The 19986-nt window shown below is 46.4% G+C and carries 22 protein-coding genes; 1 reads left to right on the forward strand and 21 read right to left on the reverse strand.

Going from position 1 to position 19986, the window contains the following annotated elements; translation table 11 throughout:
* Positions 1–102: 102 nt before the first annotated feature.
* The 13 genes from MKY63_RS10140 to pth all read right to left on the reverse strand — a co-directional run bounded on the left by MKY63_RS10140 (position 103) and on the right by pth (position 12644).
* The gene (locus tag MKY63_RS10140; protein WP_036678766.1) at positions 103–603 is read right to left on the reverse strand and encodes a S1 domain-containing RNA-binding protein; all 501 of its coding nucleotides are present in this window, start codon (positions 601–603) and stop codon (positions 103–105) included.
* Positions 604–727: 124 nt separating this feature from the next.
* Positions 728–1063 (reverse strand): septum formation initiator family protein, encoded by a 336-nt coding sequence (locus MKY63_RS10145; protein ID WP_076130075.1) that lies wholly within the window; start codon positions 1061–1063, stop codon positions 728–730.
* 24 nt (positions 1064–1087) lie between these two features.
* A complete protein-coding gene (gene yabQ, locus MKY63_RS10150; RefSeq protein WP_248549707.1) occupies positions 1088–1651 on the reverse strand; it encodes a spore cortex biosynthesis protein YabQ in 564 nt (187 codons plus the stop codon).
* On the reverse strand, positions 1648–1932 hold the full coding sequence (yabP, locus tag MKY63_RS10155; RefSeq protein ID WP_036678773.1) for a sporulation protein YabP: 285 nt from the start codon (positions 1930–1932) through the stop codon (positions 1648–1650). Before yabP ends, yabQ begins: the two co-directional genes overlap by 4 nt.
* A gap of 158 nt (positions 1933–2090) precedes the next feature.
* Positions 2091–2369, reverse strand: a complete 279-nt coding sequence (locus MKY63_RS10160) for an RNA-binding S4 domain-containing protein (protein WP_036678775.1) — start codon at positions 2367–2369, stop codon at positions 2091–2093.
* Complete coding sequence (locus tag MKY63_RS10165; RefSeq protein ID WP_036678778.1) at positions 2369–2641, reverse strand: HU family DNA-binding protein; 273 nt, start codon at positions 2639–2641, stop codon at positions 2369–2371. Before MKY63_RS10165 ends, MKY63_RS10160 begins: the two co-directional genes overlap by 1 nt.
* Positions 2642–2930: 289 nt before the next feature.
* Positions 2931–4430 (reverse strand): nucleoside triphosphate pyrophosphohydrolase, encoded by a 1500-nt coding sequence (gene mazG / locus MKY63_RS10170; RefSeq protein WP_339812692.1) that lies wholly within the window; start codon positions 4428–4430, stop codon positions 2931–2933.
* A 27-nt stretch (positions 4431–4457) separates the two neighbouring features.
* Positions 4458–6140: a polysaccharide biosynthesis protein gene (locus tag MKY63_RS10175; RefSeq protein ID WP_339812694.1), complete on the reverse strand. Its 1683-nt coding sequence runs from the start codon at positions 6138–6140 to the stop codon at positions 4458–4460.
* A gap of 147 nt (positions 6141–6287) precedes the next feature.
* Positions 6288–6830: a stage V sporulation protein T gene (spoVT, locus tag MKY63_RS10180; protein ID WP_036678783.1), complete on the reverse strand. Its 543-nt coding sequence runs from the start codon at positions 6828–6830 to the stop codon at positions 6288–6290.
* A gap of 255 nt (positions 6831–7085) precedes the next feature.
* Entirely contained in the window at positions 7086–8126 is a 1041-nt protein-coding gene (locus tag MKY63_RS10185; protein ID WP_036678785.1) for a peptidylprolyl isomerase, read from the reverse strand.
* A complete protein-coding gene (mfd, locus tag MKY63_RS10190) occupies positions 8113–11637 on the reverse strand; it encodes a transcription-repair coupling factor (RefSeq protein WP_038568019.1) in 3525 nt (1174 codons plus the stop codon). The genes MKY63_RS10185 and mfd overlap by 14 nt, the downstream gene beginning before the upstream one ends.
* 131 nt (positions 11638–11768) lie before the next feature.
* Positions 11769–11999, reverse strand: a complete 231-nt coding sequence (locus tag MKY63_RS10195; protein WP_036678789.1) for an anti-sigma-F factor Fin family protein — start codon at positions 11997–11999, stop codon at positions 11769–11771.
* Between the two features lie 84 nt (positions 12000–12083).
* A complete protein-coding gene (pth, locus tag MKY63_RS10200) occupies positions 12084–12644 on the reverse strand; it encodes an aminoacyl-tRNA hydrolase (protein WP_036678864.1) in 561 nt (186 codons plus the stop codon).
* A 125-nt stretch (positions 12645–12769) separates the two neighbouring features.
* Between pth and MKY63_RS10205 the strand changes: the two genes are divergently transcribed.
* Positions 12770–12970 carry a hypothetical protein gene (locus tag MKY63_RS10205; protein WP_036678792.1) on the forward strand — a complete coding sequence of 67 codons (201 nt, stop codon included), beginning with the start codon at positions 12770–12772 and terminating at the stop codon, positions 12968–12970.
* A gap of 88 nt (positions 12971–13058) precedes the next feature.
* Here MKY63_RS10205 and MKY63_RS10210 read toward each other — a convergent pair whose 3' ends face one another.
* The 8 genes from MKY63_RS10210 to yabG form a co-directional block, all read right to left on the reverse strand.
* Positions 13059–14012 (reverse strand): ribose-phosphate diphosphokinase, encoded by a 954-nt coding sequence (locus MKY63_RS10210; protein WP_036678796.1) that lies wholly within the window; start codon positions 14010–14012, stop codon positions 13059–13061.
* 87 nt (positions 14013–14099) lie between these two features.
* Positions 14100–15500 carry a bifunctional UDP-N-acetylglucosamine diphosphorylase/glucosamine-1-phosphate N-acetyltransferase GlmU gene (glmU, locus tag MKY63_RS10215; protein ID WP_339812697.1) on the reverse strand — a complete coding sequence of 467 codons (1401 nt, stop codon included), beginning with the start codon at positions 15498–15500 and terminating at the stop codon, positions 14100–14102.
* Positions 15501–15772: 272 nt separating this feature from the next.
* Positions 15773–16060: a septation regulator SpoVG gene (spoVG, locus tag MKY63_RS10220; RefSeq protein WP_020425826.1), complete on the reverse strand. Its 288-nt coding sequence runs from the start codon at positions 16058–16060 to the stop codon at positions 15773–15775.
* 209 nt (positions 16061–16269) lie between these two features.
* Positions 16270–17097, reverse strand: coding sequence for a pur operon repressor (purR, locus tag MKY63_RS10225; RefSeq protein WP_036678807.1), 828 nt, complete (start codon positions 17095–17097; stop codon positions 16270–16272).
* 75 nt (positions 17098–17172) lie between these two features.
* Complete coding sequence (gene ispE, locus MKY63_RS10230; protein ID WP_036678809.1) at positions 17173–18027, reverse strand: 4-(cytidine 5'-diphospho)-2-C-methyl-D-erythritol kinase; 855 nt, start codon at positions 18025–18027, stop codon at positions 17173–17175.
* A 140-nt stretch (positions 18028–18167) separates the two neighbouring features.
* The gene (locus MKY63_RS10235) at positions 18168–18344 is read right to left on the reverse strand and encodes a small, acid-soluble spore protein, alpha/beta type (RefSeq protein ID WP_036678812.1); all 177 of its coding nucleotides are present in this window, start codon (positions 18342–18344) and stop codon (positions 18168–18170) included.
* A 143-nt stretch (positions 18345–18487) separates the two neighbouring features.
* Positions 18488–18763 carry a Veg family protein gene (locus tag MKY63_RS10240; RefSeq protein WP_019914493.1) on the reverse strand — a complete coding sequence of 92 codons (276 nt, stop codon included), beginning with the start codon at positions 18761–18763 and terminating at the stop codon, positions 18488–18490.
* A 276-nt stretch (positions 18764–19039) separates the two neighbouring features.
* On the reverse strand, positions 19040–19942 hold the full coding sequence (gene yabG / locus MKY63_RS10245; RefSeq protein ID WP_036678813.1) for a sporulation peptidase YabG: 903 nt from the start codon (positions 19940–19942) through the stop codon (positions 19040–19042).
* Between the last annotated feature and the right edge of the window lie 44 nt (positions 19943–19986).

A 19986-nucleotide genomic window follows, 5' to 3' on the forward strand; every position in this document is an offset into this window, starting at 1 on the left:
TGTGAGAATGACATGGATGCTGTCGGCAAGTTTATATGACACGACAAAAAAACCGCAAGGGCGAAATGCCCTTGCGGTTATTTATGATGTACAGGTATTGGATTATACGCGTTTGGCTCCACGGCCTCCGCGCTTTCCTTCTGTGTTCTTCTTAATCGAAGATATCCGTTCTTCGCTGTCTTTCAGGAATCGCGACATTTTATCCTCGAATGAAGGTTTACCGGCTGCAGGCTTAAATGGACGCCCACCCCGTTCACGATTGAATCCACCGCCGCCTCCACCACTGCCGCCACCGCCGCCGAAACGGTCTCCGCCGCTAGGACGTTCTGGTCTTGGAGCTCTAGGCGGACGTACTTCCGATGCTGGCTTGTCAACAGCCTGCTTAATGGAAAGTCCGATCTTGCCGTCCTTATCGACGTTGATCACCTTGACGGTTACTACATCACTAATCTTCAGATGATCGTTAACATCCTTGACGTAATTATCGGCGATTTCCGAGATGTGAACGAGACCTGTGACACCTCCTGACAGATCCACAAATGCTCCGAAATGCGTGATGCCTGTCACTTTGCCTTCTAACTTGGTGCCCACTTCAATTGCCATAGAATAAAATGATCCTCCCTTAAAAATATACAGACGAATATTAAGGTCATCCTGTCTGCGGTGATTTGATTATACAGTAAAGAGCAAAGCAAGGCAACAGAGTAAAAGCCTCTTTTAGCCGGTATTATTGCTCTGATTGCTCTGTTCGAATAGGAGTTTCCCCTTGAGGATAGATATTGTACCATTTACGCGCTAATTGGCCAATATACTCATCATCATTAAGTCTGGACACTTCATATTTCAGTTGATTCAAAGATGCTGTGACGCTCTCACTAGTCTTTTGTTTCTTGGCGAGTTGCTCGCCCTTGTCCGTAATTGCCGCACTTTGATTGAAGTAAGTATAACCCGCCCAGCCAAAAAATACTGCCACAAAGAGAATCCACATGACTCTTCTTCTCTTCGCGCCTGCGGCCGAATTTTTGCTAGGATTACTTTTCTCTTCCGCAGTGAATCTGTTCATGCAGCGTACCCCCTAATTCAAAGGTCAGCGTTTCCGCCATTTGGTAATCCATCCAGAAATCTTCACGATCCAGGCGCTATGCTTAAGCCGAGATAACCATGGAGAAATCCACCTTACTGGTAATACCCAAATTGGCTTCGTTAGACGCAGCAGAAGCTTAAGGATGAATAATAGAATACGACCTAGCAGCACTAGCAACCCTATAATAAGGCGCCAAAGCCAGCGAAGAGGTTTACCTATTAGAATCTCCACAAGTCTCCATAGCAATCTGCACATATACTGAACCGATTGAATTAACATTAACACAAAACGCCGCACCGTAACACTGAAGATCAAAAAATAGATCCATATTCCTAGAAATAAACCTAAAAAGACATAAAATCGCAATTGCCCCTGATTTCCGGCATAGAGCATTCTAAAAACAAACAAAGCAGCACAAAGCCAATACAGCAGGTCAAGCATGGCATTCAGCCATTTGGGAAAATTGAACTTGAGCGACAGCACCCGGTAGCTGTCATAGGCCAGTCCCATTGTCACCCCGGCCAATATCATGTAGAACAGCGTCAGCCACTGAACTGCAGGATTCATTTAAATAGCTTACCGAGTAGACCTTTATTTTTGCCCTGCGATCCGGGATCTAGATAAATCAGGGAATGTACATTGCCCTCCAAGGACAACAGTCCATTCTCCAGACTTAAATTTTTGATATGTAAATGATTCCCGCGAATGGTGAGATGGCCGAGTTCTGTACGAAGCAAAAATTCCTCGCTATCAAAGCTCTCCACATTTTGCACGCCCGTCAACTCTAGCTGTTTACGACTGCGCATGTGCAGATCATGCTGTTTATTTACCTTTCCTGGCTCGATCATAGCATGTACCCCTCCTTCTTACCTCTAATCTATGGCAGTAGAAGAAGTTATAGAACATTCCAATCCACTAAAATAAGAGAGACAAAAAGAAAAAAAGAAGGTGCAACTCTACAATATGTAAAGTTGCACCTTCTTATTTACTATTCATTATGTTACTCCTACCAGTCCAATCCGCTGCTTTTGGCAACAGGCTCTTCCCGAAGTAGAGTATACATACCAGCGGCTTCGTCCTTGCGCGTCGTTTCGACTAGCTTTTCGACTTTGACCGTTACAAGCTTTTGTCCAAATTGCACAGTAATCTCGTCACCGATCTTAACTGCGCTACTTGGTTTAGATTCCCGCCCGTTAATCAGCACCCGGCCTTGTTCGGACACATCCTTGGCCACTGTCCGGCGCTTGATTAATCGGGACACTTTCAGGAATTTGTCAAGACGCATTAGTTAACGGCTTCTTTAAGCTTGTTACCAGCTTTGAATGCCGGTACAGTTGATTCTGGAATTTCAATCGTTGTGCCCGTTTGCGGGTTGCGACCAGTACGTCCTGCACGTTTGCGAGTTTCGAATGTACCGAAACCGATCAGTTGGACTTTATCGCCTTTTGCCAAAGCTTCTGTGATCTCACCCAAGAATCCGTTCAATACTGCTTCTACATCTTTTTTTGCCAATCCGTTTTTCTCGGAAATGTTGTTTACCAAATCTGTCTTGTTCATAATTTAAAGTTCCTCCTAGGATACGAAAAAATAAATGAAACGAGATTCACCGCCATATTATGGGGCAAGTCGTCATTTCGTCTTTATGATATTCTTGATGTCATCTTAAAATCCTGCCACGAATCGTCGTTTTTTAAAAAAAGAAACAGTTATTTCTCAGAAATCGTCGCAGAATCTATTCTATAGCACTATTAAACTACTCGCCATAATCTAAATCAGAGATGAATGCTACTTTCACAGCATTGCCTCATCTTAAGGTCCGTATACCGTACATAGTCTGAGAAAATCACTATACTTTTCGTTCCTCAGTCTTTGCCTCCTGCCACAACTCTTCCATCTCTTCCAAGCTGCTATCCTCTACACTCACACCCTTGGCTCGCAGACTTTGCTCGATATACTGAAACCGACGCACAAATTTGCGGTTGGTCCGGGTTAAAGCTTCTTCCGGATCTGCACCAATAAATCGGGCAACATTGGTAACAGCAAATAATAGATCGCCCAGCTCCAGGATTTGATCCTCCGCGGCTGCGTCAGTATCGATGGCTTCTTGCAGCTCTTCTATTTCTTCACGAACCTTAGCTAAGCAATCCGTAGCGTTGTCCCAATCAAAGCCCACCTTGGATGCTTTTTTCTGAAGCTTGTACGCCTTCATAAGAGCAGGCAAATCACGCGGAACTCCACTGAGTACGGATAGTTCCTCGGGCTTTACGCCTTTCCGCCGCTTCTCCTCTGCCTTCATGCCCTCCCAATTGATCAGAGCTTCTTCAGCGTCATTCGCATTCTTGTCACCAAATACATGAGGATGGCGGAAGATAAGCTTATCATTCAGTCCTTCTATGACGTCAAATACGTTAAACGTGCCTAGCTCCTCTTCCATTTGGGAGTGCAGCATGATCTGCAGCAAAAGGTCGCCCAGCTCCTCTTTCATATGGTCTGGGTCATCCTCATCAATCGTCTCAAGCACTTCATAGGTTTCTTCGATTAGATTTTTACGCAAAGATTCATGAGTCTGCTCCCGATCCCACGGACAACCGTCCGGACTGCGCAAAATATCGACAATCTCATGCAAGCGAGCGAAAGTACGACTTCTTAGCTTCTCATCACGATTCGCAGGTACATAGACCAGAGACAAATTGCCATAACCCTCAAGCCGGTCCAATTCGTATAGAGGAACAGTCACAATGCTTTCTTCGTTCTCCACGCCAAGGGCATGACCCACCACCACTTCATATTCCGGCGGATACAGCTCCATCAGACATAACTTTGTCTCCGAAGCTGTAAAGCTGTCATAAACCTGGCCAATCAGAGTATGCAATTCAGGTTGAAGCTGAGCGCTGCGAATGCCTGAAGCATCTAATAACTGGAACCCTTCAATAGGGTCAAATCCCAGTCGTACAAACGCCTCGTCCAGAAAACTCTCCCCGCCTAATATTTGCAGTTCTATTCCTTCTTCCGGGCAACGCTGACGCAGCTGTGAAACAGCTGACTCTGCAACCATGGGATGCCCCGGAACCGCATAGACAATATCTGTACCGTCTGCGGCAGAGCGAGCCTCTTCAATCAATTTTGAAGTAATTGCCGTATAGACCTCAGGAAACGAAGATAATGTTTCATACAGTCCATCAAAGGATTGCGTGGCGATTTCAAGCTCGGTGAGAGCAGCCATGACTGGATGCTCTTGGGTACGAACGTAGACAACGGATGCTCCCTTCAGTTTTTTTATAATTCCTAGTGTCAGGCGATCGGGATTACCTGACCCGAGACCAACAACTGTTAATGTTGCACTCATATGTGTTCCTCCTTTTAAGCGAGTTAATTATGGAAATAACCGCAGCTTTTTGAACTTGTCCGCCAGAGACGGGCCGATGCCCGGAAGCTGGCGAAGTTCGCTTTCGCTGAGCAGCCGCAGCACCACCGCGCCTACGGCAAAGACAACGCAGCCTGCGAGTACCCCGAGCAGGCTCTGCGCCAAGCTGGCGGTGCGTCCGCCGCCGATGCCAGCGGCCGTAGCCGCGGCGCCAGTGCCCCAGCTGGCAGCTGCGGCGGCAAGAGCCAGGCCCGCTGTGAGCAGCGCGGGCCGTGCCAGGGCATCTGCGAGGCGAAGCCGCAGATGGCCCTGGCGGTACAGCAGCAGCACGTTAAGCGCTGCTGCCAACGAATGCGCGGCCACGCCAGCGATGGCCGCGCCGGTAATGCCCTGCTGCGGAACCAGCAGCAGGTTCAGGGCCGCCTTGAGCAGCGCGGCGGCCAAAAGGTGCAGGGCCGGGGCGCGCACGTAGCCGAGGCCCTGCAGGAGCGCAGCAGAGATGATGCTGACTGTACCGCCAACAGCGGTAAAAGCCAGCCAAGTCATTGTGCTGCTGCCAGCGGTATCGCCGTAAAGAGCCATATTAATCGGCTCAGCAAGCACTGCAAGGCCCGCTGAGGCCGCTAGACCCAACAGCCAGAACCAACGCAGCGACAAGCTGCAGCGGGTCTCAATCAGCTTCATATCTCCCTTGTACTTCGCCTCTGCCAAAGCTGGAATGAACACAACCGACAGTGAGGTGGCAATCATCGTTATAATCTGCACAAGTGGCAAACCCCGATTGTACACACCAAACTGGGCCATCGCAGCTACTTCACTTCCGTCAGACGACAGCAGTCGAGGCACAGTGAATACATCTACAAGACCGATAAGAGGCATAGCCAGGGCGCCAAGCATTACGGGAATTCCATAAGCCAGCAGTGTACCTGCTTTAATGCCCATGAACCCTTGCTTGGAACCTAGCCCATGTCCTGCATCCAGCGCTCTTACACGCTGACTTTCGACAGCAGCAGCTACTTCAGCAGCAGCTTCCTGTTTTACCCGCCGGCGGTGACGTCTCAAGTACAGCAGCATGATTACAAGCCCTGCGGCTCCCCCTCCGGCAGAACCAAGCAGCGCGCCTGCAGCGATACTCTCGGCTCCTGCTCCCTGCGAAGTGAGATATAACAGAAGAACAATCATCACTGTAACCCGTACAGACTGCTCTACAATCTGTGACACGGCAGTAGGAACCATATTATGCAGCCCCTGAAAATACCCGCGTATGGCCGACATGACAGGGACAACAGCCAAACCCCAGGCGCTTGTCCGCAAGGCAGGCATTACATGTGAGTTACCTACCCATTCGGCAATGATGGGTGCACCTGCATAGGTGATGGCGCCGATAACCAAGCCGCTGATGCCTGTAATTAGCGCAGATAATAATAGAATCCGCCGGCCTTCTTCATCGCGTCTCCCAGCCGAAGCTTCGGCGACAAATTTGGAGATCGCCGCAGGCAGACCTAGCATAGCTACTGTTAACAGCATCGTATACAAGGGATACACTGTGTTGTATATACCAAATACAGCATCTCCGCCTAGATTTTGCAGCGGAATTTTTTGGAGTGTGCCAATAAGCTTTGAGATAATGGCCGCGGCACTAAGGATAAATGCGCCTTGCAGCAATCGTGATGTTTGTGTATTGGATTTCATATAATACCTGCTTCTACAACTTTGATGGGATGAATTTCTATATTATAACTTATGTATGCCCACAAGTAGAAACGGTTTGTGTAAACAACAAAACCCCGTTTGCCCTTTGTATATCTTACCAAAAGGAAACCGGGGTCTAAATTAAGATTACTGCTCCATTTGTTTGCCCAGGAAAGCGGCAGCCGTTTCGGCCATTTTTATTTCCATTTGCGCCATCTTCGCCGAATCATCCTTGCTCACCATCACTACACAACCAATAGGATCTCCACCGGAAATGATCGGTGAGGCTACATATGAGGACACCAAATCCGGATGATCTTTAGCGATTTCATAACTGCCTTCATTGGTTTCTAACACAGTCTTACGGCTGTCCATGACTTTCTCCAACAGCACTCCTACCTGTTTCTCCAAATAATCTTTTTTGGAGCCGCCTGCAAGGGCAATGAAGGTGTCACGATCAGCAATCATCGTAATGTGCCCAGTACCTTCGAACAATGACTCCGCGTACTCTTTTGCAAAGTCACCCAACTCACCAATCGGAGAATATTTCTTGAGAATGACTTCACCGTCCCGATCGACGAATATTTCCAGTGGGTCTCCTTCTCTAATACGAAGAGTACGTCTAATTTCTTTGGGAATAACCACGCGTCCGAGGTCATCAATACGGCGAACAATTCCAGTAGCTTTCATTTCACATGTGCCCCGCTTTCTTAAGAAGTATGGTCTTACTACTGTCCATTATGGGAAAGGATAATCCCAGTGATTTATCGTAATATCTGACCATAGTATTCATCTCTTCCCAGATCCTTATACATAAGCTGACATGTATTAATATCTGCATCAAGATAAAGGTAGTTCTACAACCGTTTCTGCGAAATAAAAAGCCATCTTCACTTTAAGTGAAGATGGCTTTTCTAAGGTAAGCTTGTCCATATTTACCGATGTTTATTCAGCGGCATCTGTAGCACTTGGGGATGCGCTTGGAGCTGTAGTGGCTTCTGTTCCACTATTTGTTCCGGTTTCATCTGCGGAAGCAGAGCTTTTTGGCAGATTGATGTTCTCAATAATGCCTTCCAGATCCTTTTCCATGAACGTTTCTAGGTTCTTGGATACAATTGAGCTCTTAATGCCTTCTTTTTGCTCATCCGTTAACTGGTCGAAAGTCTTGTCTGTACGGGACTCCACCTTGATGATGTGGTAACCGTAAGAAGTTTCTACAGGATCACTGATGGTATTTAGAGGCAAGGTCTGTGCAGCCTTCTTAAATTCATCCACATAAGTGCCTACAGCTTTATCTTTATATTCTCCGCCTGCCTCTTTAGAGCCAGTATCGTCAGAATATTCCTTAGCGATGGCTGCGAAATCAGCACCGCCATCCAGCTTCGCCTTAACTTCTTTCGCTATTTTAAGCGCTTCTTCGCTGGTACGCTCTTTGTTGTCTGCATCTGTCAGACCAATTAGCACATGACGCAGTGTGGCAACCGTAAAGTCGCCTTTAGTCGCTTCGAATTCTTTGACAACTTGATCATCAGTCACTTTAAGCAGCATATCCTGATAAACTGACAGCACACGCTCCATATAAGTACGAATATCTTTCTCTGTAACGTCAGCATCTTTCAGTGTCTTCTTATAGGTATCGCCCAATTGTTCCTTAATGCTTGCAATTTGAGTATCGGCTTCTTTCTCCGCTTGCTTTTTCGCTTCATCCGTTGCTTGGGAAGCCAAATATTCAAAGCCCACTTCTTGCTTCAGAATGGACTCCTTAAACGCATCAATCTCTAAATATTGCGCTTGTTGTGGAGATAGGAATTTCATGATTTTTTGATCCATTGCAAATTCCTTTTGTGTAATCGTTCCACCTTTATAAGTGGCTACAGCTTGATTATCATCAGCACTATTTCCACATGCTGCTAGCATAGAAAAGGAAACTGCCGCTGCCAATGAAACGAGCAGCACTTTCCATGATTTTGTTTTATTTAACGACATTGTGTAGTTCTCCCTTCGATTTAAAAGACTGTTTAGCTTCCTTAAGAAACTGTTCAAGCAAGTCAAGCAGCTGTTTATCACTTAAATCTTTCGATTTGACCCGGATACTGGCTTTCGCATCCCTATCAAATTGTACACGTCTTTCGAAGCTATTTCCAACTTTGGCGAGTTTCGCTGTGTCTAAAGCGCCGAGACTTCCCTCATAGAAATTCAAGGTAACATCATCTCCGCGTCTAATCATGGAATCAATGCCATACATTTTTCCATACACTTTCAAACGAGCAACCGATAGTAGATTCACCACGGCTTCAGGTAACTCACCGAACCGATCCAAGAGCTCATCTTCAAGCTCGGAAGCATCATCGAAGGAGGTTACTGCCGCCACTTTTTTATAAATTTCAATTTTTTGGATACTGTCGTAAATATACTCTGACGGCAGATACGCGTCAATCGACAAATCAATGACTGTATTGCCTTCTTTCAGGGATGTATCTTCCTCCCCAAGCACAGTAACCTTACGCTTACGAATTTCCTCCGCCAGCATTTGTGAGTACAGATCAAACCCCACGGATGCGATAAAGCCATGCTGCTCTGCACCCAGCAAGTTGCCTGCACCGCGAATAGACAGATCTCGCATCGCTATTTTGAAACCAGAGCCCAGCTCCGTAAATTCCTTAATAGACTGCAGACGTTTCTCTGCAACCTCTGTCAGAACCTTGTCCCGTTGATACGTGAAATAAGCGTAAGCGATCCGATTGGACCGGCCTACACGTCCACGCAGCTGATAGAGCTGAGACAAGCCCATTTTATCCGCATCATGCACAATAAGTGTATTAACGTTCGGAATATCTACGCCCGTCTCAATAATACTTGTGCTGACGAGCACATCGTATTCTCCGTCAAGGAAATCGAGAATGGTCTTCTCCAGCTCAGATTCCGACATTTGACCATGTCCGATGCCAACTCTAGCCTCAGGAACAAGCATAGAGATTTGAGCAGCCATTTCTTGAATGCCCTGCACACGATTATAGAGATAATAGACTTGACCACCGCGGGCTAATTCCCGCTCTACAGCTTCCCGCGTAAGGGTCTGGCTATGCTCCACTACATACGTCTGTACAGGGAATCTGTTCTCTGGCGGGGTCTCAATGACAGACAAATCCCGCACTCCGAGCATCGACATATGTAGCGTACGAGGAATTGGAGTTGCAGTCAGCGTAAGAACGTCTACATTCGTTTTCAGTTTTTTCAGCTTTTCTTTATGAGTTACGCCGAAACGCTGTTCTTCATCCACAATTAATAGCCCCAGATCCTTGAATACAAGGTCCTGAGATAACAGACGATGTGTACCGATAACTACGTCGACAGTTCCTGCCCTAACGCCTTTAATCGTCTCGTTCTGCTCTTTACGGCTGCGGAAACGACTTAAGACCTGAATATTAAGCGGGTAATTAGCGAAACGTTCGCGGAAGGTCTCATAATGCTGTTGAGCCAAAATCGTTGTCGGGACTAGCACCGCCACCTGTTTACCTTCAATCGCTGATTTAAAAGCCGCCCGAATAGCCACTTCAGTCTTACCATATCCAACATCACCGCAAAGCAATCGGTCCATTGGCCGGTTTTGTTCCATATCCTTCTTAATCTCTTCGATAGCCCGAAGCTGATCTCGGGTCTCTTCGTAAGGGAACATTTCTTCAAATTCATGCTGTTCCTGTGTATCCTTTTCAAAACCATATCCTGCGGCACTTTGGCGCTCAGCATATAGTTTTATCAAATCATCAGCAATATTCTGAACGGAGGAACGAACCTTATTGGTGACTCGTGTCCATTCATTGCCGCCTAGCTTATATACTTTCGGCTCTTTATCTTCGGAACCGACATATTTCTGAATCAGGTCAATCTGCTCAATCGGAACTGAGAGCTTATCGCCGCCAGCATACAGAATATGCATGTAATCACGGTGAATACCGCTGACCTCAAGCGTGCCGATTCCCATATATTTTCCGATACCATGGTTCTGGTGGACGACATAATCACCGATTTTCAGCTCTGTGTAACTCTTGATCCGTTCAGCATTATCTATTCCTTTGGAAATCTTCCGTGCCTTCCGCTGCTTCTGAGAGAACATTTCCCCCTCAGTTATAACTGCTAGATGAATAGAGGGCAGCTCAAAACCAGAACCCAGATTTCCTTGTACAATCATCGGCTCGTTAATGCCGTAATCATAAAGAACTCTGCGCACTCGTTCAATCCGTTCCTCACTGCTCGCAAGCATCATTACCTTAACACCGGACTTCTGCCAACGCTCCATCTCCGATTTCAGCACATTCATCTGGCCATGGAAATCCTGCATTCCACGACTGATAAATCCAAGAATGTTCTGAGGCTGAATATGCGGAACCTGACGTAAAAAGATTGACATAAACAGACTTTGGAACGGGCGCTGATACATAACAACATCCGTATCGACAGAGAGATCTAGATCCGGTAAAGATTTGCCGTTTTGCAGCAAATGCAGGTTCCATTCCGATTCATCCCGTTCAAGCTGTCTCGCCGTTTCGAGCAGTCTTGTCGGCTCATCTAGAATAAGAATGGTATCCTGGGCCATGTAATCAAATAAATGAGAGCGTTCAGGATATAAAAGACTGATATATTTATAGATCTCCGGGAAATAAGTACCTTCCCGCAGCATTTCCAGCTCACGGCCAATTTCTTCCCGCAGCCTGAGCTTCGCCTGGCGATCCGCCATCTTCTCCAACTGTCGCTCCATCATAGCTGAGGCTTCAGCAGAAGCAGATTCCTGGCGCAATCTACTAGCTATAATCTCTTTAGCCGGTGTAATCTTCACACTACGTACCTTATCAATAGAACGCTGATCCACTGGATCAAAAGTTCTTATGGAATCAACCTCATCGTCAAATAACTCAACCCGATAAGCCAAAGGAGATGTCATTGGATAAAAATCAATTATTCCACCCCGTACGCTCAGTTCACCACGATTTTCAACCCGCTCTACTCTTTCATAGCCCATTTCAATCATGGACATCAAAAATTCATCCAGAGCAAGCGTTCCATCTTGGGAAACGGTGACTTGTGCCTCTGCCATAACCTCTGGGGCTGGCAGCAATCTACGCACTCCTGAGTAAGGAACTACAACAATACCACGGAAGCCCTGAGCACATTTGGTCAGCACATCTATACGCTGAGCCAGTGTCTCTGGGCTTGATACAGCCGCTTCTGCAGCCACTAGTTCATTGGCGGGATAGAGCAGAACCCGGTCAGGAGAAAGCGCTTCCTGCAAATCATCGGCCATCTTCTGGGCCGAAAACATATTATGAGTCACTACAAGTAAGGGACGAGTTGTCTCTTCATGTAATGCTGCAAGCATAATCTGTCTAGCAGAACCTGTAAGCCCCGAAATGAGCTGCTCTTTCATACCTGCAGCAACACCATGGGTGATAGACTGGAAATCGGGATCCTTGGAAAAAGCTTCTATAAGACCTTGTAACAACAGGCGCACCTCTCTTACTAAACAGGCTAACGGTGGCGTAGCCACCGTCACCTATTATGATTGGAATCGAAAAGAAGCCTCAGCTGTAACGCCAAGGCTTGCGGATGACGATAGAGACAGGCGCTTCCACCTTACTGAAGCGGACTTGTCAGCAGGCTAAGCTCCGGATTGTTCTCTAAAGCCTCCTTGCAATAGTCGCAAGTAACCTTTACCGTGATTTCACCTTCTGAATTATACGCTATTATATCTCTGCGCTCCGCAGGGGTCAAGGAATGAAGGCCCAACTGCATTTCTGTAACATCACTTCTATTAATACTGCCTAGAGATGTCTTACAGTGCCTACAAACATAGTTTATTGCCATCTATATGCCTCCTGAAGGTACTATATACCTTCAGTATGTCCGGGCAGCTTCATCTTTAGCCTTAAAAACAACAGGGTTTACAGATTAACCATTGAACTTAGCCATCGTCTGCTCGAATGAATGCTGTAAGCTGTATTCCAGTGCATCACAAGTATTAAGGATCATTTGCTTAAGCGGATCGCTTTCCTTCTTAGGAAAAGTAGAAAGTACATAATCGACAATAGCAAAACCTGGCTCAGGACGAGAAATACCCATTCGTACCCGATTGAAATTCTGTGTTCCTACATGCTGGATGATGGATTTAATTCCATTATGTCCACCAGCGCTTCCTTGATAACGCAAACGGATTTTTCCGATTTCTGTATCCAAATCATCATAAACGACGATCATATCTTCAAGTTGAACTTTGTAATAATCCATATAAGCGCGAACGGCCTCACCGGACAAGTTCATAAAGGTCATGGGCTTAATCAATACGGTTTTGACGCCACCAATGACCCCTTCACCGATGACGGATTTACATTTGCTCTGGTTGAAGGCAATTCCGTTCTGGGCGGCAAGCTCATCCAAAGCCATAAAGCCAACATTATGCCTTGTTTTCGCGTACTGTGTTCCGGGATTTCCCAATCCGACAATCCATTTCATTATCGAACCTTTCCTTTCCATTCCGGCTCTCCGGCAAGAGGAGTCCGTTTTTGGTACAATAGATCTAATCTACATATCTCTGTGCAACCAGAGCGAAATTATACTCCGAAGACAGGTGATAACCCATGCCGCACAAAGGCGAATTATTGACACATCAACGCCATTTTCAGTACCACATCCAATATGCTGTGCCCGTGGAAATATATAAGGGCGACGTGCATATTGATATCGGTGTATTAACAGCGGTAGACGAAGCTTTCGTGGAGCTACAAGGGACACTCTATAACCGCAGTTTATTCACCTTTGTCTCCCGCCCCGGATATTGAATCCAGTAGTTCTACCTGTAGCACGCCGATAAGGGTTACATCTCCGAGAACGGAGGTGTAACCCTTTTGTACTATTCATTCGTTATATTTATTCAATCTCGAACAATTTACTAATCGACAACTCTTCATGAACGCGGATAATTGCCTCACCCATAAGTGGAGCCACGGACAACACCTTGAGCTTAGAGGTTGGATTCGCGCTGCGAATTGGAATGGTATCCGTCACGATAATTTCTTTGATTGGAGAATTCTCCAGACGCTCGTGTGCAGGACCAGACAATACTGGGTGTGTACAGCATGCGTATACTTCCTTCACGCCGCCTTCCATCAAAGCATTAGCACCAAGTACGATAGTTCCAGCGGTATCGATGATATCATCAATCAGGATGGCTGTTTTGCCTTCGATATTACCGATGATGTTCATAACTTCGCTGACATTAGGTTCTGGACGACGCTTGTCTATAATAGCCAGTGGAGCGTTCAGGAAATCAGCAAGCTTTCTTGCACGTACTACACCGCCATGATCCGGCGATACGACAACTGGGTTCTCGATTTGCTTGGAACGGAAATACTGAGCCAGAATCGGTACACCAAGCAAGTGATCCACTGGAATATCGAAGAATCCTTGAATCTGCATGGCGTGAAGATCCATCGTGATTACACGGTGAGCGCCAGCCTTTTCAATTAGATTCGCTACCAGCTTAGCAGTAATGGGGTCACGCGAACGGGCTTTACGATCTTGACGGGCATATCCGTAGTAAGGGATAACCACGTTGATGCTTTTTGCGGAGGCACGTTTAAGCGCATCTACCATAACCAAAAGCTCCATCAGGTTATCATTTACAGGGCCACAAGTGGATTGAACAATATAAACATGGCATCCCCGAACGCTTTCTGACAGCTTGACCTGAATTTCTCCATCGCTGAAACTTGTGGTGTGTGATTCACCCATCGGAATCCCGATGTAATCAGCAATTTGACTAGCTAGCTTAGGATTGGAGTTACAGGTGAAAATCTTTAACTTGGAATCACAATAAGTCATAAAATATAAACCCTCCGTGACGGAATTTAGCTTTCCAAAGGCGCCGGCGCGGAAATATAAGTCCGTCCGGCGCTTCTTAGCAACGCTTTACGATGGACTCGAGTGGTCTTTCTTCGCTTTAGCACGGGAACGGATCTTCTCTGCATATCCCGGTTTGTTCTCTTGTCTTACTCTAGCTACAGCCAGATCGTTCTCGGAAACGGAACGTGTAATTGTCGAACCTGCTACAACAAAAGCCCCTTTGCCCACAGTGACTGGAGCAACAAGGTTAACATTACTGCCAATAAAGGCATCGTCTGCGATTGTTGTCTTGAATTTATTATACCCGTCGTAGTTAACGGTAATCGCACCGCACCCGACGTTTACATTCTTACCTACAGATGCGTCGCCGACATAACTAAGATGTGACACCTTTGAACCGTCACCAATAGTAGCATTCTTGATCTCGACGAAATCTCCAACCTTAACTTCTTCTCCAAGCACAGAGCCTGGACGCAAATAGGCAAAAGGCCCAACGGTTGTCCGTGCGCCGACTTGAGCTTGATTCAATACGGACTGCTTAATCGTTGCTTCATCCATGATCTGACAGTCTTCGATTTCACTAGCCGGTCCGATCACACAATTGTCGCCGATTACAGTCTTCCCTTTCAGGATGGTTCCTGGATAAAGCGTTGTATCTGATCCGATAACTACATCTGCTCCGATATAAGTGGAGGCTGGATCAATGATGGTTACACCACCGAGCATGTGTTTACGATTAATACGTTGACGCATAAAGGCTTCCGCTTCAGACAAAGCTAAACGATCATTAACGCCGATAGACTCAGCTGCGTCATGGGTCTGATATCCTAGTACGGTATCCCCTTGTGAACGAAGAATCCCAATCACATCAGTCAAATAATACTCCTGCTGGTTATTACTGTTCGTTACCTTTTCGAGTGCAGCAAATAATTTAACATTATCAAAACAATAAGTGCCTGTATTGATTTCCTGAACCGCATCTTCTTCCGTAGTGCAATCCTTCTGCTCTACAATCTTCAGAACGCCGCCATCTTCACCACGAATAATTCTTCCGTAGCCCGTAGGCTTTTCCATAACTGCTGTCAATACGGTTGCAGCCGCATTACGCTGTTCATGAAGCGCCATGAGTCCTTCCAGGGTCTCCGTGGTTACGAGTGGTGTGTCTCCACAAATAACTATAGTTGTTCCTTCTTCGCCAGCAAGTAAATCCTTTGCTTGTTTGACAGCATGGCCAGTGCCGAGCTGAGTTTCCTGCAGAACGTATTCCGCTCCATCACCTACATAGGCCTTAACTTTCTCTGCGCCATGCCCAACAACAACAACGGTGCGCTGGCATCCGGTCGCTTTTACTGTATCAAGCACGTGCCCTACCATCGGCTTACCGCAAACGGGGTGCAGCACCTTATATAATTTAGATTTCATTCGCTTGCCTTGACCTGCGGCAAGTACTACAGCCATTCTTTTCAAGAATGCCAACCTCCTACTCTTGAACTCACTACTGAATATATCTCATTCCGGGCAAAAAGAAAAGAGAACCATGAAGTCATGGTTCTCTTTTCTATAAACCCCAAGTTAGAAAAGCATTTATCGCTGCCTTTCGAAGATGTCGTCAAATCCTTCACCAGCAATAGCTTTTCTTGCAAGATCAGGCTGCTAATTCATGAAGTGTATGTCGGTGTGATCTTATCAAAAACGGCGGATCCTACGCCACCCAAAAGGTAGCAGTCTTCCGAGGAAGCCTAAGCTCCCTCTTCAATAACTTCTTCTTCTTCCGTAGCGGCGCGATCGTACTCGGCCAGAACCGCGGATTGAATCTTCTCGCGTGTTCCCGAAGAGATCGGGTGCGCGATATCGCGGAATTCGCCGTCCGGTGTACGCTTGCTGGGCATTGCAACAAACATCCCATTATTGCCATCGATGACGCGAATGTCATGAACAACAAACTCGTTATCGATGGTAATGGATGCGATTGCTTTCATTCTCCCCTCAGAGTTAACGCGGCGGAGTCTGACATCCGTAATTTGCATGTGTGTGTTCACCACCTTTTTCCATCAGAGACTTGGTGTATAATTCCACACAGCAAAGCGAATTCCTTCTTTTTCATTCCATAAAATACCTAAAAAAGAAATATATTTTTTGGGATATGTTGTTTTCGACATACATCGAGTAGTTTTCTTAATATTCCTTACGTTTTCGACAATTTCCACGCTTTTTGAAAATGTAAGAGAATGGCTAATCAAGAGGAAAAGTAGTTGCCCGGATGCGCCGAAATTCTCCGCTCTTTTGAGTCTACTTCACTTAGTTTTACCAAGGACACGTAATCGTGCAACAGACGCTCTTCGGTCTCTACAGCGCCTGATTCCACTAAAACGCCTACCCCAGCAACCTCGGCATTAAATTCACCGAGCAGATCGACCATACCACGTACAGTCCCTCCCGCCTTCATGAAGTCATCTACGATAAGTACTCGCGATTTCTCCTTGAGTGCCCGTCTGGAGAGAGACATTGTGTGTATGCTTTTATGAGATCCTGATACGTAGTTAATACTTACTGCTGATCCCTCTGTAACCTGATGGTCACGTCGCACAAGCACTACCGGCAAGCCTAGCTGTGCTGCTGTTGCATAGGCTAGTGGAATGCCTTTCGTTTCAACGGTCATCACCACATCGATTTCCGATCCGTAAAAGGCCGTTGCGATGATCTTACCCGCCTGTTCCATCAAAGACGGCAACCCAAGTAGATCCGACATATACAAATAACCGCCAGGCAATATCCGGTCAGTCTGCTCTAGCTGCACACATAAGCGCTGCACAAAGGTTAGCGCCATATCTTTAGGCATAACTGGGATATAACGAACTCCACCCGCTGCACCAGCTAAAGTCTGCAGCTCTCCGATGCCTTCACCTTCAAATACTTCTTTTATGATTGCCAAATCTTCACTGATGGAGGACTTAGCCGCTCCATAGCGATCGGCAAATATAGACAGCGGCAGTAGTTCATGCGGCCGCTCAAGTAAAAACTGAGTCATGTCTACCAAACGTTGGCTTCTTTTTAATTTCTTCACGGAATGCTCCTCGCCAAAACCGAATATTTTAGAAAAATATATCACTTTTGTACGGGTTTATACAAGAGAAGCAGACTAATTCAGTGATCTCACTGCGTAGACTTCCTTGCAGAACCCTCGCAGTCCGTTGTAAATCCTTGCTACTTTAGACTGCTTGGACACTAAACCGAATACGGTAGGTCCGCTGCCTGACATCAACACCCCATCTGCTCCGAGCTTTATCATCGCTTCCTTGAGCTGCTGAACCTCTGGATGCAGCCTTAGGGTAACATCTTCAAGCACGTTGCCTAGATGGTTGCATACGCCCCCAAAGTCTCCTGCTTCAATCGCTTGCTGCATCTTTCGAGCAGAAGGATGCACAGCTATATTATTGCTCCGAACGCGTCCATACACTTCTGCAGTCGATACATTGATCGGTGGTTTCGCCAACACAACCCAACATTGTGGCGGGTTGTTGATTGGCGTAAGCTTTTCGCCTCGTCCTGTAGCTAAGGCTGTGCCGCCTGTGACGCAGAAAGGCACATCTGAACCCAGCTCAGCGCCAAGCTCCTGTAGCTCCTGCGCAGGAATACCGAGACGCCACAGACGGTTTAGACCGCGTAGCGTAGCTGCGGCATCACTGCTGCCGCCAGCCAGGCCAGCCGCAACCGGAATTCTTTTATCCAGATGGATATGTACCCCACTCTTCACGTTATAACGGTCTTTAATAAGCCTTGCCGCCTGGAAAGCTAAATTTTTCTCGTCCAGGGGAATATAACCAGCCTGACTTGATATTATAATAGTATCCCTTGGCAGCTCAGACAGCTCTAAGCGGTCTGCTAAATCTACCATGGTCATAATCATTTCCACCTCATGAAAACCGTCAGCACGTTTGTGCAGCACATCCAGCATCAAATTAATTTTAGCTGGTGCCTTTTCATACATTTTCAAGGCGTTCACCCACCTTCAGCTTTTCCCGTAAAAACAACTTAACATATTATATGAGAAACTTCTAATGAAGTCCAATATTAAAAGGGTGTCGCCTTTTAGACGCACCCTTTTTCAGTAATATTCACTTTATAGCCTAAAATTTAAGATTTCCGCGCGGCCTGTTCAGCAAGCTGTATCGCTTTTTTCACCATGTTGCCAGCGTCTTGAGTTGTAATTCCACCCCAGCCCTCACGTTCTACGGTTTCATAAAAACCCAGCTCCTTGGCTAACTCTGTCTTCAGTTCCTCCGACATCATGCCTCGTTTTCTGCGGCTCATTACGGAATTCCTCCCTTATGAAAATAAATGATTAACCCGTTGCCCAATTAGTATGCTTGCTTAGAACACGGATCATGCACCAAATATTTGTCCCAAAAAACGCAAACAAAAAACAGCCTCCAAAGGAGACTGTTCGTGAAACATTAAGCTTTAATATACATAATCCGCATCTGCCCATCGTCTTCACAAACTGTGATTTCCACAGATTCAGTAAGTATATCGGCATAGCTATAGGAGACTCGCTTAAAAGTTTGCTGCTCCTGATCCAGTTTGACAATAAATACAGAAGGGTACGTTTCTTCCAGGACACCTGTGCGTTCAACGGTTTTACGACGACCTCCGTTTGCACGCAATGTGATCTTATGACCGACGTGAGCTTCAAGACTGCGTTTGATTTCCAACAGCGCGTTATTAGCCATTACCTGACGACCACCTCTTTTCTTGTCCATTATACAACTTTTTCAGGACAATGTCAAAGCAAATAAATAATTAATTATAGTTGATGCATATTTCGTTGTCAACGGAATTTTTTTGCGGGAAATCAGCGCCGGACTAATATCCTTGTTATCTGTAATATAGGCATCACAAAGAAAAAAAGAAAGGGTTAAGCTCAGCGCTCACCCTTTCTTTTGGATATTCTATTCAGCCCATTCAAATTACCTATATTCCTGAAACCATAGACCTATCTCTGCCGCTTAAATGGCTGATGGTGTCACTTTTAGCGCCGACAGATTCTGCAGCCGCGGCATTCCGATACGGAAGCTGCCACGGGTCTCAACACCACCAATACCCTGATTACCGCTGATGGTATTATTCAGAACATCACTAAGATTTACAGTATCCCTGATGGAAGTAAAGGATGATTTTGCTGCTACATAAACGGGATCCAGAGCATGGATCAAAATTCGACCAGGTGAACTGGCAAAATTAGCCCCAGCTCCAAGTAATGCCTCGAAATGAGATTGGCAAGCACCGGCAACAATAGTCAACGCATCAAAATTCCGCTCGTACTCCCTAGCTACCCTAATAGCAGCTATAAAGTTTTGCGAATTTTTATAGCTATTCAGACTATACAGATCGTAAGTATGCTGTTGCTTCAGTACCCCATCATGACCAGTGATCACTACAATGTCTGGGCGTACACGGGGCAACAGCCGGTATAACGTATCAGCCATTGCAGATTCATGAACATGATGCCCTTCAGCGGGAATCCGCAGCTGCTCGTATAAGCTAAGGCTCTTATTCAAATATGCCGGATCGCCATCCAGATGCAGTACTTTACCCGGCACTTCAAAATAAGGAGCTTCCTTGGACGGTGGAGCCCATGTCCCCTCTGTTAGGGTTCCCCCGCTCCGCTGACTTTGCTCCTGACGGTCCTTCCGCAGCTGTGTCAGTGATTCCTTCGCTTTGATCTGTGCTTGCTGTCCCCGTTCCGTTATTCGGGTAGGAGGCACTTGAACCAGGTCATCCAGAGGAGAATCCGCCAACAGGCGGAAATCTGTGCCTTTAATGACGGCTCTATCCTGCACAATATTATCTACACGAAATGTTAAATCACCGCCATAAGATTTGCGAACGACCAAGTCTCCTAAATTCATTACAACCACCACCTCTACCCCATCGTATGGGCAAAGGCCTCAGT

The sequence above is a fragment of the Paenibacillus sp. FSL R7-0189 genome (assembly GCF_037969925.1).
Classification (GTDB): Bacteria; Bacillota; Bacilli; order Paenibacillales; family Paenibacillaceae; genus Paenibacillus_AQ; species Paenibacillus_AQ odorifer.

Bases quoted from the DNA above. Each gene is read 5' to 3' on its own strand.
- MKY63_RS10140 (WP_036678766.1), bottom strand. From the start codon at position 603: ATGGCAATTGAAGTGGGCACCAAGTTAGAAGGCAAAGTGACAGGCATC.
- MKY63_RS10145 (WP_076130075.1), bottom strand. From the start codon at position 1,063: ATGAACAGATTCACTGCGGAAGAGAAAAGTAATCCTAGCAAAAATTCG.
- yabQ (WP_248549707.1), bottom strand. From the start codon at position 1,651: ATGAATCCTGCAGTTCAGTGGCTGACGCTGTTCTACATGATATTGGCC.
- yabP (WP_036678773.1), bottom strand. From the start codon at position 1,932: ATGATCGAGCCAGGAAAGGTAAATAAACAGCATGATCTGCACATGCGC.
- MKY63_RS10160 (WP_036678775.1), bottom strand. From the start codon at position 2,369: ATGCGTCTTGACAAATTCCTGAAAGTGTCCCGATTAATCAAGCGCCGG.
- MKY63_RS10165 (WP_036678778.1), bottom strand. From the start codon at position 2,641: ATGAACAAGACAGATTTGGTAAACAACATTTCCGAGAAAAACGGATTG.
- mazG (WP_339812692.1), bottom strand. From the start codon at position 4,430: ATGAGTGCAACATTAACAGTTGTTGGTCTCGGGTCAGGTAATCCCGAT.
- MKY63_RS10175 (WP_339812694.1), bottom strand. From the start codon at position 6,140: ATGAAATCCAATACACAAACATCACGATTGCTGCAAGGCGCATTTATC.
- spoVT (WP_036678783.1), bottom strand. From the start codon at position 6,830: ATGAAAGCTACTGGAATTGTTCGCCGTATTGATGACCTCGGACGCGTG.
- MKY63_RS10185 (WP_036678785.1), bottom strand. From the start codon at position 8,126: ATGTCGTTAAATAAAACAAAATCATGGAAAGTGCTGCTCGTTTCATTG.
- MKY63_RS10195 (WP_036678789.1), bottom strand. From the start codon at position 11,999: ATGGCAATAAACTATGTTTGTAGGCACTGTAAGACATCTCTAGGCAGT.
- pth (WP_036678864.1), bottom strand. From the start codon at position 12,644: ATGAAATGGATTGTCGGATTGGGAAATCCCGGAACACAGTACGCGAAA.
- MKY63_RS10205 (WP_036678792.1), top strand. From the start codon at position 12,770: ATGCCGCACAAAGGCGAATTATTGACACATCAACGCCATTTTCAGTAC.
- MKY63_RS10210 (WP_036678796.1), bottom strand. From the start codon at position 14,012: ATGACTTATTGTGATTCCAAGTTAAAGATTTTCACCTGTAACTCCAAT.
- spoVG (WP_020425826.1), bottom strand. From the start codon at position 16,060: ATGCAAATTACGGATGTCAGACTCCGCCGCGTTAACTCTGAGGGGAGA.
- MKY63_RS10235 (WP_036678812.1), bottom strand. From the start codon at position 18,344: ATGAGCCGCAGAAAACGAGGCATGATGTCGGAGGAACTGAAGACAGAG.
- MKY63_RS10240 (WP_019914493.1), bottom strand. From the start codon at position 18,763: ATGGCTAATAACGCGCTGTTGGAAATCAAACGCAGTCTTGAAGCTCAC.
- yabG (WP_036678813.1), bottom strand. From the start codon at position 19,942: ATGAATTTAGGAGACTTGGTCGTTCGCAAATCTTATGGCGGTGATTTA.